13 protein-coding genes are annotated in these 13087 nt (G+C 72.9%); 3 read left to right on the top strand and 10 right to left on the bottom strand.

The genetic code is table 11. The features are described 5' to 3' along the window. Positions 1 to 4: 4 nt before the first annotated feature. Genes ACIRG6_RS00970 through ACIRG6_RS00985 form a run of 4 tightly spaced genes read right to left on the bottom strand, consistent with a single transcriptional unit; the run spans position 5 to position 3831 of the window. Positions 5 to 1033 carry a 6-phosphofructokinase gene (locus ACIRG6_RS00970; RefSeq protein ID WP_318218223.1) on the bottom strand — a complete coding sequence of 343 codons (1029 nt, stop codon included), beginning with the start codon at positions 1031 to 1033 and terminating at the stop codon, positions 5 to 7. 52 nt (positions 1034 to 1085) lie between these two features. Beyond that, positions 1086 to 1763 (bottom strand): response regulator, encoded by a 678-nt coding sequence (locus tag ACIRG6_RS00975; protein WP_239771424.1) that lies wholly within the window; start codon positions 1761 to 1763, stop codon positions 1086 to 1088. Next, complete coding sequence (macS, locus tag ACIRG6_RS00980) at positions 1760 to 3010, bottom strand: MacS family sensor histidine kinase (RefSeq protein WP_364677778.1); 1251 nt, start codon at positions 3008 to 3010, stop codon at positions 1760 to 1762. Before macS ends, ACIRG6_RS00975 begins: the two co-directional genes overlap by 4 nt. A 26-nt stretch (positions 3011 to 3036) precedes the next feature. Then, positions 3037 to 3831, bottom strand: a complete 795-nt coding sequence (locus tag ACIRG6_RS00985; RefSeq protein WP_364677952.1) for a lysophospholipid acyltransferase family protein — start codon at positions 3829 to 3831, stop codon at positions 3037 to 3039. Between the two features lie 192 nt (positions 3832 to 4023). On the opposite strand from ACIRG6_RS00985, the gene ACIRG6_RS00990 reads away from it, so the two are divergent. Beyond that, positions 4024 to 4827, top strand: coding sequence for an alpha/beta hydrolase (locus ACIRG6_RS00990; RefSeq protein WP_239771427.1), 804 nt, complete (start codon positions 4024 to 4026; stop codon positions 4825 to 4827). Next, entirely contained in the window at positions 4820 to 5482 is a 663-nt protein-coding gene (locus tag ACIRG6_RS00995; RefSeq protein ID WP_403320117.1) for a hypothetical protein, read from the top strand. Before ACIRG6_RS00990 ends, ACIRG6_RS00995 begins: the two co-directional genes overlap by 8 nt. Before the next feature lie 30 nt (positions 5483 to 5512). Here the strand turns inward: ACIRG6_RS00995 and ACIRG6_RS01000 are convergent, their stop codons facing one another. From ACIRG6_RS01000 to ACIRG6_RS01025, 6 genes are all read right to left on the bottom strand, one after another. Further along, complete coding sequence (locus tag ACIRG6_RS01000; protein ID WP_350718795.1) at positions 5513 to 6259, bottom strand: endonuclease/exonuclease/phosphatase family protein; 747 nt, start codon at positions 6257 to 6259, stop codon at positions 5513 to 5515. A 141-nt stretch (positions 6260 to 6400) separates the two neighbouring features. Beyond that, positions 6401 to 7354: an ROK family glucokinase gene (locus tag ACIRG6_RS01005; protein WP_189228211.1), complete on the bottom strand. Its 954-nt coding sequence runs from the start codon at positions 7352 to 7354 to the stop codon at positions 6401 to 6403. Between the two features lie 55 nt (positions 7355 to 7409). Then, positions 7410 to 7943: a DUF5304 domain-containing protein gene (locus tag ACIRG6_RS01010; protein ID WP_403320121.1), complete on the bottom strand. Its 534-nt coding sequence runs from the start codon at positions 7941 to 7943 to the stop codon at positions 7410 to 7412. A 57-nt stretch (positions 7944 to 8000) separates the two neighbouring features. Beyond that, a complete protein-coding gene (locus ACIRG6_RS01015; RefSeq protein ID WP_364677773.1) occupies positions 8001 to 9173 on the bottom strand; it encodes an ArsA family ATPase in 1173 nt (390 codons plus the stop codon). Positions 9174 to 9466: 293 nt separating this feature from the next. After that, complete coding sequence (locus ACIRG6_RS01020) at positions 9467 to 9907, bottom strand: SRPBCC family protein (RefSeq protein WP_239771433.1); 441 nt, start codon at positions 9905 to 9907, stop codon at positions 9467 to 9469. A gap of 138 nt (positions 9908 to 10045) precedes the next feature. Then, the gene (locus ACIRG6_RS01025) at positions 10046 to 10801 is read right to left on the bottom strand and encodes a metallophosphoesterase family protein (RefSeq protein ID WP_351135935.1); all 756 of its coding nucleotides are present in this window, start codon (positions 10799 to 10801) and stop codon (positions 10046 to 10048) included. 351 nt (positions 10802 to 11152) lie between these two features. Here ACIRG6_RS01025 and ACIRG6_RS01030 point away from each other — a divergent pair, with 351 nt between their 5' ends. Further along, positions 11153 to 12949, top strand: a complete 1797-nt coding sequence (locus ACIRG6_RS01030; protein WP_350718788.1) for an AMP-dependent synthetase/ligase — start codon at positions 11153 to 11155, stop codon at positions 12947 to 12949. The last annotated feature ends 138 nt before the right edge of the window (positions 12950 to 13087 follow it).

A 13087-nucleotide genomic window follows, 5' to 3' on the forward strand; every position in this document is an offset into this window, starting at 1 on the left:
CCGGTCAGCCGAAGAAGACCCCGACCTCCTCGTAGAGCTTGGGGTCGACCGTCTTGAGCCGGGCCGTGGCCTCGGCGATCGGGACGCGGACGATGTCCGTGCCGCGCAGGGCGACCATGGTGCCGAAGTCGCGGTCGTGGACGCAGTCGACGGCGTGCAGGCCGAAGCGGGTCGCCAGCCAGCGGTCGAAGGCGCTGGGCGTGCCGCCGCGCTGGATGTGGCCGAGGACGGTCGTCCGGGCCTCCTTGCCGGTGCGTTCCTCGATCTCCTTGGCCAGCCACTCGCCCACCCCGGACAGCCGGACGTGCCCGTAGGAGTCCAGCGAACGGTCCTTGAGCACCATGTCGCCGTCCTTCGGCATCGCGCCCTCGGCGACGACCACGATCGGGGCGTACGACGCCCGGAACCGGGAGGTTACCCAGGCGCACACCTGCTCGGTGTCGAAGCGCTGTTCGGGGATGAGGATGACGTTGGCGCCGCCGGCCAGGCCCGAGTGGAGGGCGATCCAGCCGGCGTGGCGGCCCATGACCTCCACGACCAGGACGCGCATGTGGGACTCGGCGGTGGTGTGCAGCCGGTCGATGGCCTCGGTGGCGATGCCGACCGCCGTGTCGAAGCCGAAGGTGTAGTCGGTGGCCGACAGGTCGTTGTCGATCGTCTTGGGCACGCCGACGCAGGGCACGCCGTACTCGTCCGAGAGGCGGGCGGCGACGCCCAGGGTGTCCTCGCCGCCGATGGTGATGAGCGCCTCGACGCCGAGCTTCGCGAGGTTCTCCTCGATGCGCCGGATGCCGTGCTCGTGCTGGAACGGGTTGGTGCGCGAGGAGCCGAGGACGGTGCCGCCGCGGGGCAGGATGCCGCGGACGGCCGGGATGTCGAGGCGGACGGTGTCGCCCTGCAGGGCACCGCGCCAGCCGTCACGGAAGCCGGTGAACTCGTAGCCGTACTCCTGCACGCCCTTGCGGACGACGGCCCGGATGACGGCGTTGAGCCCGGGGCAGTCGCCGCCTCCGGTCAGTACTCCGACCTTCATCGCACAACCCCTTTGCCACGGCGGGTGGTTGGGGTCACTGTCCCGCGTGGGGTCAGGCGTCGTCCAGACCCCGTTCTATCGCGTACCGCACGAGCTCCACCCGGTTGTGCAGCTGGAGCTTGCCGAGGGTGTTCTGGACGTGGTTCTGCACGGTGCGGTGGGAGATGACGAGGCGTTCGGCGATCTGCTTGTAGCTCAGGCCCTTGGCGACCAGGCGCAGCACCTCGGTCTCGCGGTCGGTGAGCCGGGGCGCGCCGGGCTCGCCGGTCTCCGGGGCGGGGGCCGGTTCGGAGGCGAGGCGGCGGTACTCGCCGAGGACCAGCCCGGCCAGGCCCGGGGTGAAGACGGGGTCGCCGACGGCCGTGCGGCGCACCGCGTCCTGCAACTCCTCGGTGGAGGCCGACTTCAGCAGGTAGCCGGTCGCGCCGGACTTCACCGCCTCCAGCACGTCGGCGTGCTCCCCGCTCGCGGACAGCACGAGGACGCGCAGCTTCGGGTCGGCGCCGACGACCTCCTTGCAGACCTGGACGCCGGGCTTGCCGGGCAGGTTGAGGTCGAGCACGAGGACGTCGGGCGCGGCGGCCCGGGCGCGGCGCACCGCCTGGTCGCCGTCGCCGGCGGTGGCGACCACCTCGAAGCCGGACTCGGCGAGGTCCCGGGCCACGGCGTCGCGCCACATCGGGTGGTCGTCGACCACCATCACCTTGATCGGATCCTGTCGCTCGGTCATCGGTCTGCCTTCCCCCGTGCGGTACTTCCGGTGTCCATGGATGTGCTCGGCGCCTTCGGCGCCCTGAGTTCGACCTCCGTGCCCTGCCCGGGCACCGAGATCAGCTCGGCCGTGCCGCCGAGGTCGCGCAGCCGGCCCCGGATGGAGAGGGCGACGCCGAGCCGCCCCTCGCCCTCGGCCTCGGCGAGCCGTCCCTCGGGGATGCCGGGTCCCTCGTCGCGGACGGTGACGATCACCTCGTCCGGCTCGTCCTCGACGAGGATCCACGCGCGCGCGTCCTCGCCGACGTGCCGGCGGACGTTGTCCAGGGCGGCCCCCACGGCGGCGGCGAGCTCGCGTGCCGCGGCCGGGGCCAGCGGCACCGGGGCGCCGGGCTCGGCGAGGTTCACGCGCGCCCCGGCGTACGGCGCGAGCAGTGCGCGCAGGTCGACGGGGCCGTCCGGGGCGCCGTCCTCCGGTTCCTCCACCGCCCGTACGACGGCGCCCTCGGCGGTGTCCTCCGACACCCGGGAGACGGGGACCAGTCCGCCGGAGACCAGGGTGCGCAGCGCGACCTCCTGCTCGCCGGCCATGCGGCCCAGCTCGGCCGCCTCACCGCCGATGACGGCGCCGCGCCGCTGCACCATCGCGAGGACCTGGAGGACGCTGTCGTGGATGTCCCGGGCGAGCCGCTCCCGTTCCCTGGTCGCCGCCTCGATCTCCAGCGCGCGGGCGAGGGTGCGCTCGGAGGCGCGGGCGACCTCGACGACGTAGCCGATGGCGATGGAGGCGACCCAGACGAGGATCACGTTGTGGACGGTGTCGCGGGCCGGGGTGCCGCGTTCGACGAGGTTGGCGACGGCGACGAGGGTGGAGGCCACGGCCGCCCAGCGCCAGCCGCCCTTGACGGCGAAGGCCAGGACGGAACCGGCGGTCCATATCGACGGCAGGGTCGGCCCGCCGTCCATGACCCGCTCGTGCGCGTCGGCGAACGGGGTGAGCAGGATGCCGGTGAGCGCGACCGTGAGGTCGGCGGCGAGGAAGCCCTTGGTGCAGCTGACCGCGCCCGAGACCTTGGGGAGGGTCGCCAGGGTCCAGACGAAGAGGACGGCGTAGTAGGCGACGGCGAGCCAGGGACGGGCGAAGCCGGACCAGGCGGTGGTGAAGAAGCCGATCGCGTACAGCATGGTGAGCACGCGGTAGCCGGCGAGCGCGCGCCACAGCGGCTGCTCGACCGACATCCTCATGACTCTCTCGCGCCTGGCCATGTCCCCCACCCCCGGCCCCGGCCCGGCTAGGGCTCGGTCCCCTGCTCGGCGCCCCGGTCCCGCTCGGCCGCCTTCTCCTTCGCGGTCTGTTCCTTCTCCGCCTGGGCGAGCGCGGCCTTCGCCGCCTTGCCCGCCTCCTTCTCGGCCTTCGCCGCCTCCGCGAGCTGCCGCTTCATGGCGGTCGCGTACATGTCGACGTACTCCTGGCCGGAGAGCTTCATGATCTCGTACATGACCTCGTCGGTCACCGCGCGGAGCACGAAGCGGTCGTGCTCCATGCCCTGGTAGCGGGTGAAGTCCAGGGGCTTGCCGATGCGGATGCCGGGGCGCATCAGCTTCGGCACCACCTTGCCGGGCGGCTGGATCTTCTCGGTGTCGATCATGGCGACCGGGACGACCGGGGCGCCGGTGGCGAGCGCCACGCGCGCGAGGCCGCCGGGCTTGCCTCGGTACAGCCTGCCGTCCGGGGACCGCGTGCCCTCGGGGTAGATGCCGAAGAGCTCGCCGCGTTCCAGGACCTCTATGCCGCTCTTGATGGCGGCCTCGCCGGCGCCGCGCGCGCCGGAGCGGTCCACGGGGAGCTGGCCGACGCCCTTGAAGAACGCGGCGGTCAGCCGGCCCTTGACCCCGGGCGTGTTGAAGTACTCGGCCTTGGCGATGAAGGTCACCTTGCGGTCGAGGACGGCCGGCAGGAAGAACGAGTCGGAGAACGACAGGTGGTTGCTCGCCAGAATGGCGGGGCCCTCGGCCGGGATGTGCTCCAGGCCTTCCACCCAGGGCCGGAAGGCGAGCTTCAGCGAACCCCCGACGGTGACCTTCATCGCGCCGTACAACAACCGAGTGCCTCCTGTGTCTGTGGCTCAGACCCTATCCCGGAGCACCGTCAATGGCCCCGACGGCCCTGGTCGGTGTCAGTGCGGTCGCGTACGGTGAAGTACCCGCAAGTACCGCACACGCGTCCATCGCACCCGACGGTCCGGCTGTGCCGGCCCCTGACGACAGGAGACCGAGACGTGCCGGTCCTGCCCGGAGCCGAGCCGTTCCGCCACGAGGGCGGGGAGGCCGGCGTCCTCCTCTGCCACGGTTTCACCGGTTCCCCGCAGTCCTTGCGCCCGTGGGCCCGGTACCTCGCGGAGCACGATCTGACGGTCGCGCTGCCGCTGCTGCCCGGGCACGGCACGCGCTGGGAGGACATGCAGGTCACCGGCTGGCAGGACTGGTACGCGGAGGTGGACCGCGAGCTGCGGGCCCTGCGGGAGCGCTGCGAGCGTGTGTTCGTGGCCGGCCTGTCGATGGGCGGGGCCCTGGCGCTGCGGCTCGCCGCGAAGCACGGCGACGCGGTGTCGGGTGTCGTGGTCGTCAACCCGGCGAACCGGATGCACGGCGTGGCCCAGCACGCCCTTCCGGTGCTGCGGCACCTGCTCCCCGCGACCAAGGGCATCGCCAGCGACATCGCCAAGCCGCTCAGCACGGAGCTGGGGTACGACAAGGTGCCGCTGCACGCGGCCCACTCGCTGCGTACGTTCTTCCGCCTCGCCGACGGCGACCTGCCGCAGGTGACGCAGCCGCTGCTGCTGCTGCGCAGCCCGCAGGACCATGTGGTGCCGCCGGCCGACTCGGCGCGCATCCTCGGCCGGGTGTCGTCGACGGACGTGACGGAGGTCCTGCTGGAACAGAGTTACCACGTGGCGACGTTGGACCACGACGCGGACCGGATCTTCGCGGAGAGCATCGCGTTCATCGGCCGGCTCGCGCCCGGTTCCGTCAAGGAGCCGGAGCACGGTCTCGGTGAGGAAGGGACGACCGCAGGTGGCTGAGCACGACTCCGACCGCGAGGACCGGGAGGAGCGGGGAGAGCGGGAGGAGGTGCGGAACGTGGAACGGGACCGCGAGCGTGACGTCGAGCGGGAGGACCGCGAGGGGCCGGGCCCCGGGGAGGAGCGCGCACCGCAGGAGCAGGCCGTGCCCTTCGACGAGGCCGCGGCCTGGGCGGCGATCGTCGCCGGGTACGGCGAGGAGCCGCCGGACCCGCCGGGCGCCAAGCCGTTCAAGTCGGTGGAGGACCTGGCCCTCCTGGAGCCGGAGACGAACGACGACAAGCCCGAGCCGGAGCGGCCCGCCTCGGCCCGTCCGCTGGGCAGCTCCGTCGCCTTCGCCCCGGGTGTCGGACCGCGTGACCACAGCCTGGCCGAGCCCGCCGACGACGATCTCGGCGAGGAGGACGAGGGCCACTTCGTGCCGCCCGAGCCGCCGCCGCTGCCCGAGGGCGACACCACGGCGAAGTTCGCCTGGCTGGGTGTCCTCGGCGGCCCGGTGCTGCTCCTGCTGGCGGTGGTGCTCGGCTGGGACATGACCTGGTGGCTGACGACCCTGAGCATCGGCGGCTTCCTCGGCGGCTTCGCCACGCTGGTCATGCGGATGCGCACGGGCGACGAGGACGACGACGACCCGGGGCGGGGCGCGGTGGTCTGAGGCCGGCGCCGGCCTGGGCGCCGGAGGGCCTCAGGCCGCGGGCACGCGCAGGGCGGTCAGGACCGGGAGGTGGTCCGTGGCCGCCCTCAGGTCGTCCTCGGCCACCCCGGGGAGTCCCGCCGGCACCCCGCAGCCCAGCACCTCGATGCCGTCGGTCGCGAAGACCGCGTCGATGCGCTGATGCGGGTCGGTGGGGGTGGAGGTGTACTCGCCGCCCCAGGGCGCGGCGGTCCAGCAGTCCCGCAGCCCGTCGCCGAGCCGCCGGAAGACGCGCCCGCCGGGACGTTCGTTCAGGTCTCCGCCCGCCACCACGTGCTCCACGCCCATGCCGGCGACCCGGTCGAGGAGCAGGCCGGCCTGCGCGTACCGCTCGTCCTTCTGCAGCGACAGATGACAGCTCACGACACCGAGACGGGCCCCGCCGAAGCGGACCACGGCGGTGGCGAAGCCCCGGCGGTGCAGGCCGGGGGTGAGCGGGAGCAGTACGTCCTCGGTGCGCTCCACGGTGGCTCGCAGGGAGCACAGGAGCGCCGGCCCGGCGGCCGTGGCGCCCCCGGAGAGGAGCACCAGCCCGGAGGCCGCGGCGAGCCGGGTGAGCTTCTTGCGCCAGCGGAAGAAGCGGGGGGCCTCCTGGAGGAGGACGAGGTCGGGGGCGCAGGCGGCGATCACGCGGGCGAGGGCGTCGGTGTCGTCGCGCATCGAGCGGATGTTGTAGCTGAGGACCCGGATGACGGCGGAACCGTCGGGTTCGGTGCGGGAGTTGGGGAGCGGCTCCATGTGGATCACAGTACGCCCCACGGCTCGGGGCGCGAGGACCGTGGGCGACTGCCGGTTCGTCGTGGCTCGTCGTGCCCGCGGGGCGGAGCCCCGACTGGGCTCCGCCCCGCGCCCCTTCGGGGACGTCCGGGTTCCGGACCTCTACATGATCGGGTCGGGCTCGCGGGCCAGGTCGGCTGCGCCTACCAGGCCGGCCTTGTTGCCGAGCTGGGCTGCGATCACATCGGCGACCGGGCGCCAGTTGCCGCCGACCAGCCAGCGCTTGTACGACTTGCGGATCGGGTCGAGGACCAGGTCTCCCTCGTCGGAGAGACCGCCGCCGACGATGAAGGCGGACGGGTCGAAGAGCGAGGCCAGGTCGGCGAGGCCGGCGCCGGCCCAGCGGGCCAGTTCGCGGTAGGAGTCGACGGCGACCGGGCAGCCCTGCCGCGCGGCGACCGAGATGTGCTTGCCCTCGATGCCGTCGGGGGTGCCGTCGCCCAGCGCGAGCAGCACCTCGGCGCGCTCGGGGGTGGCGTTGGCGCGCTGCTTGGCGTAGCGCACGAGGGCGCGGCCGGAGGCGTACTGCTCCCAGCAGCCCTGCGAGCCGCAGCCGCACAGCAGGCCGTCCGGCACCATGCGGATGTGGCCGAACTCGGCGGCCACGCCGAAGTGACCGCGGCGCAGCTTGTTGCCGATGATGATGCCGCCGCCGAGGCCGGTGCCGAGGGTGATGCAGATGACGTTGCGGTGGCCCTTGCCCGCGCCGAACTTGTACTCGCCCCAGGCCGCGGCGTTGGCGTCGTTCTCCACGACGACCGGGAGGCCGACGCGGGCCTCGACCTTCTCCTTGAGCGGCTCGTTGCGCCAGTCGATGTTCGGCGCGAAGTAGACCTCGGAGCGCTGGCGGTTGACGTATCCGGCGGCGCCGATGCCCACGCCGACGATCTCGTGTCCCGCGCGTGCGCCCTCCACCGCCGAGGCGATGGCGTCCACGATGGCCTCGGGCGTGGTGGGGGTCGGCACCTTGAAGGTCGAGAGGATGTTGCCTTCCTCGTCGACCACGCCGGCCGCGATCTTCGTGCCGCCGATGTCGACGCCGATGGTGAGTCCCATGAATCCCTCAGTTTCGGTCGAGCCCCGCTACGGCCAACCGTACCCGAGGGGGGCCTCAGTCCAAGTCGATACGTTGGCCGGGGCCGGTGCCCTCGTCGCCGTCGTCGCGGGGTTCGTCCAGGTCACGGGCGTCGTCGGCGCCGGTTGTCCCGGTGGTCCAGCGGCGCTCCTGGTTCTGGACGGCGGAGCGGTAGGCGGCGAGGAGTTCACCGCCGGCGGCCGCGAGGTGGTCGAAAACATCCGGATTGCGTTCGATGACCGGTTCGACGGCGGCCTTGGCCTGCTGGACGACCTGGCGGACCACCTGCTGGGCGGCCGGTCCGGCGACCTGGCCGAGCAGCGGGGTCTGGAGGCCGGACAGCTTCTCCGCGACCGTGTCGACGAGCCTGCGCAGTTCCTCGGCGGCCGAGCCCGGCTGCGGCCCGTACTCGGCGCGGCGGCGGGCCTTCTCGGCCTCCAGGTCCTCGGCGCACGCCGTCGCCCAGGCGTCGGCGTCTGCCGCCCGCGCCTCGTCGGCCAGTCCGGCCGGCCCGACCGCGTCGGCCTCGTCGTGGCGAGCCGCCTCGGACGGGGGGAGATCTTCGCTCATGACGGACTCCTGACTACGGTTCGTCCTTACGACGTTACCCGAACGGGCGGGGCGGGATCAGCGTCCCCGAGGCCACAGCCGGGGGTCCGGCGCGAACCGGACGGCGAGGGTCCCGTCCCGCAGGGCGGCCCCCTCGACGGTGCAGCGGCGCAGTGCGGAGGGCAGCGGCACGATCCGCCGGAACGGACCGGCGGTGACGACGAGTTCGTCGCCGCGGCGGACGAGGTCGAGATCGTCGCGTATGGCGCCGGGCAGGGGGATGTGCCAGACGAGGACGCCGTCGTCGGCCAGCCGGTCGGAGACGGGCCACTCGACCGGGGTGACGTCGGGGTTGACGCCCGGTGCGTCGAGGGCGGCCAGGTCGTCCGCGCCCCGCGGGTCGTGTCCCAGGTGGGCGACGGTGCGGACGTCGTACGCCCCCCGCCACTCGTCCAGTGCCTTGCGCTGCTGGGCGAGAGGGCCGGCGAGCCAGCTGTCCGCGGGGGCGTCCTCGGGCAGGACGCGGTTGGCGACCAGCAGGTCGGTGCGCACGCCGCGCAGGGCGAGGCCGAGGCGGGCGGTGCGCAGGGCGTCCGCGCCGGCGGGGCCGGGCTCGGCGACGAGCCGTACGACGGTGTGCCGGTCGGCGAGGACGGCCTCGGCGGCGGCCAGTTCCAGGTCCCAGCGGGCGGCGGCCTCGTACAGCGACTCGGCGGGCATGGGGACGCCCGCGAGCCGGCCGAGGACGGGACGCAGGGCGCGGGCGGCCTGCCGCTCGGGCGGGAGCAGGCGGCGCAGGTAGCGGCGCAGCTCCTCGGGGAGGGCGAGCAGGGCGAGGGCGCGCGGGGCGGGCGGGAGGTCGACGACGAGGAGTTCGTGGGCCTCGGCGAGGGCGGCGTCGCGCACGGCCCGCAGCAGGGCGAGTTCCTCGGCGCCGGGCAGGGGGGTGAGCTCCTCGGCGTCCAGGCGGGCGGCGCCGAGCAGGTCGAGGGCGGAGGCGGCGCGGTCCTGGAGGGCGGCGAGGCCGTCCCGGAAACCCTCGGCGGCGTCGGGCCGCCGGACCGTGAGGCCGGGTTCGACGGTGACCGGCTCCGAGCCGGTGCGCACCCCGAGCGCGGCGCCGAGGGTGTCGTCGCGGTCGGCGCCGAGCAGAAGGGTGCGGGTGCCGGCACGGGCTGCGGCGAGCGCGGTGGCGGCCGCGACGGTCGTACGACCGCTGCCGCCCGGGCCCGTGATCAGGATGGTGCGCATGAGGCTGAACGCTACCTTCGCGTCCGCGCCGGGCGACCGCGCCGACCTGCCGCGTCGCCCACGGGGGCGTCCCGCGCCGTGCGCCGCCCCGGCACCGGCGTGCCGCCGCCGGCGGCCACGGCACGGGGGAAACGGTCCGGGGCCCCTGACCCGCGGCGCGGCAGCCGCCGGGACGCGGAGGGACACCGCCGGACGGTCAGGCGTTCCCGGCACATCCGCCCGGCGCCGCAGCGCCGTCGCGGAGAGGTCCGCGGCGGCCGGCGTCGGCCCGGTGCGGACCGGGACGGGACCCGCTACTTCGGGGTCGACTCCACGCGCTTCTTCAGGCCCGCCAGCGCCCGGTCGATGATGACCTTCTCGGCCTTGCGCTTGATCATGCCGAGCATCGGGATCTTGACGTCGACCGTGAGCCGGTACGTGACCTCCGTGCCCGTGCCCGCCGGCCGGAGCAGGTAGGAGCCGTCGAGCGAGCGCAGCATCTGGGACTTGACCAGCGTCCAGGACACCTCGTGCGCGCCCGTCCAGGTGTACGCCAGCGTCTGGTCGTCCTTGATCGCCCCGGCGTCCATGACGAGTCGGACCTGCTCGGCACGCCCCTGCGCGTCGCTCGCGAGGACCTGCGCCTCCTTCACCTCACCGGTCCAGTCCGGGTAGCGGGCGAAGTCGGCGATCACCTCCATGACGTCGGCCGGTGGCGCCTCGATCGTGATGCTCGAGCTGGTGTGTTCCGCCATCGCCGTGGCTCCTCCAGATGCGGGCCGGTACTGCGGGTCGTCGTGCGCCGGAGCGCGCACGTGTGTGCCGCGTGAAGGCTATCGCGCACGGGCAAAGCGGATGTCACCACCTGCCTGCGACAGTCCGGCCGCGCGGGCTCACCACTCCAGCGCCCACGGCTTCCCCGTCGACGCGAAGTGGCCGACGTTCACGCACTCGGTCGCCCCGATCCGCATCCGCCGCACCAGCGGCTGGTGCACGTGCCCGAACAGGGCGTAGCGCGGCCGGGTCCGCCGGATGGCGTCCAGCAGCGCGCGGCTGCCCCGCTCGAAGCGCCGCGCCACCGTGTCGTAGACGAGTTCCGGCACCTCCGGCGGGATGTGCGTGCACAGCACGTCCACCTCGCCGACGGCCTCGATCTTCGCGGCGTACTCCTCGTCGCTGATCTCGTACGGCGTGCGCATCGGGGTGCGCAGCCCGCCGCCGACGAAGCCGAAGACCCGGCCGCCGATCTCGACGCGCTCCCCGTCCAGCACGGTCGTGCCCGGTCCGGCGTACTCCGGCCACAGCGGCGGCATGTCGACGTTGCCGTAGGTGGCGTAGGTCGGCGTAGGGAACGCGGCGAACAGCTCGGCGTACTGCCCGCGCACCGCCCGCTCGATCAGCCGTGCCCGGTCGTCGCCGACGCCCGCCCACAGCCGGGCCCCCAACTCCCGTGCCTCGGCGAAGCGGCGGGCGGTGCGCAGCTCGACGATGCGGTCGGCGTTGGCCTTGCCGAACAGGTCGGGGAAGATCCCGCGCGAGTGGTCGGCGTAGTCCAGGAAGAGGACCAGGTCCCCCAGGCAGATCAGGGCGTCGGCGCCTTCGCCGGCCCTGGCCAGGTCGCGTGCGTTGCCGTGCACGTCGCTCACCACATGGACGCGCGTCGTCGTGTTACCGGCCGGTGTGGGTGCCATGGCGATCAAGCGTAAGTGTGTGCGGCATGCGTGAACAGTGGCGGTCGGACCTGCGGTTACTGGCTGGTCGGTCAAGGCGTCGACTACTCTGCGCCAAGGAAACCCCATCCGTGTGACGCAGCGAACATCTCGCGGGGACCCCCTGTCGGAGACGCCATACCGGCGGGTAACGTCCGGGCAGTCCAGTCGTGCTCAGGATTTCAACATGTGAATTCCGCATGTTTTTCCTCGAGCACTTGCCCGAGCCTTGGACCGCACCGTCGCATCACACAACGTCGTGGCGCCGGCGCCCTATGAGGAGCAGCAGTCTTGCGCGAGTTCAGCCTTCCGGCTTTGTACGAGGTCCCTGCGGACGGAAATCTGACCGACATCGTCCGCAGAAACGCCGCGCAGCACCCCGACGTCGCCGTCATCGCCCGCAAGGTGGGCGGCGCCTGGCAGGACGTGAGCGCCGTTGCCTTCCTCGCCGAGGTGCACGCCGCCGCCAAGGGCCTCATCGCCTCCGGTGTCCAGCCGGGCGACCGGGTCGGCCTGATGTCCCGTACGCGCTACGAGTGGACCCTGCTGGACTTCGCGATCTGGAGCGCGGGCGCGATCACCGTGCCGGTGTACGAGACCAGTTCGCCGGAGCAGGTGCAGTGGATCCTCAGCGACTCGGGCGCCACGGCGTGCGTCGTGGAGTCGGCCGGGCACGCCGCCGCCGTGGAGTCGGTCCGCGAGCAGCTACCCGCCCTCAAGAACGTCTGGCAGATCGACGCCGGAGCCGTGGACGAGCTGGGGCGTCTCGGCGGGGACGTCACGGACGAGGCGGTCGAGGAGCGCAGCTCGATCGCGAAGGCCGACGACCCGGCGACCATCGTCTACACCTCGGGCACCACCGGCCGCCCCAAGGGCTGTGTGCTCACCCACCGCAGCTTCTTCGCCGAGTGCGGGAACGTCGTCGAGCGCCTGCGCCCCCTGTTCCGCACGGGCGAGTGCTCCGTCCTGCTGTTCCTCCCGCTCGCCCACGTCTTCGGCCGCCTCGTGCAGGTCGCGCCGATGATCGCACCGATCAAGCTGGGCTGCGTCCCGGACATCAAGAACCTCACCGACGAACTGGCCGCCTTCCGGCCCACGCTGATCCTGGGCGTGCCCCGCGTCTTCGAGAAGGTCTACAACTCGGCGCGTGCCAAGGCGCAGGCCGACGGCAAGGGCAAGATCTTCGACAAGGCCGCCGACACGGCGATCGCGTACAGCAAGGCCCTGGACACCCCGTCGGGCCCGTCCGTCGGCCTGAAGATCAAGCACAAGGTCTTCGACAAGCTCGTCTACAGCAAGCTCCGCACGGTCCTCGGCGGGCGCGGCGAGTACGCCATCTCTGGTGGCGCGCCCCTCGGCGAGCGGCTCGGCCACTTCTTCCGCGGCATCGGCTTCACGGTGCTGGAGGGCTACGGCCTGACCGAGTCCTGCGCGGCCACCGCCTTCAACCCGTGGGACCGGCAGAAGATCGGCACGGTCGGCCAGCCGCTGCCCGGCTCGGTGGTGCGCATCGCCGACGACGGCGAGGTGCTGCTGCACGGCGAGCACCTGTTCAAGGAGTACTGGAACAACCCGTCGGCGACCGCGGAGGCGCTCGCCGACGGCTGGTTCCACACCGGGGACATCGGCACCCTCGACGAGGACGGCTACCTGCGCATCACCGGCCGCAAGAAGGAGATCATCGTCACCGCGGGCGGCAAGAACGTCGCCCCGGCCGTGATCGAGGACCGCATCCGGGCGCACGCGCTGGTCGCGGAGTGCATGGTGGTCGGCGACGGGCGGCCGTTCGTGGGGGCGCTGGTCACCGTGGACGAGGAGTTCCTCGGCCGCTGGTGCGCGGACCACGGCAAGCCGGCCGGTTCGACGGCGGCGTCGCTGCGTGAGGACCCGGATCTGATCGCCGCGATCCAGTCGGCGGTCGACGACGGCAACGCGGCGGTGTCGAAGGCGGAGTCGGTGCGGAAGTTCCGGGTTCTCGGTGCGCAGTTCTCCGAGGAGTCGGGGCATTTGACTCCGTCGTTGAAGCTGAAGCGGAACGTGGTGGCGAAGGACTACGCGGACGAGATCGAGGCGCTGTACGAGAAGTAGTCGAGCGGGGGCCCATGAGGGTGCCCCCTTTGTCGCCGTGGGCAGGTGCCGGTGCGTCGTGGCGTGGCGCGCCCACGCGGCGGAGCCGCACAATGTCACAGCCCCGCGCCCCTGGCGGCATGCAGTCACCTGCGCCAC

It is taken from the genome of Streptomyces flaveolus (assembly GCF_044765825.1).
In the GTDB taxonomy this organism is placed as follows: Bacteria; Actinomycetota; Actinomycetes; order Streptomycetales; family Streptomycetaceae; genus Streptomyces; species Streptomyces flaveolus.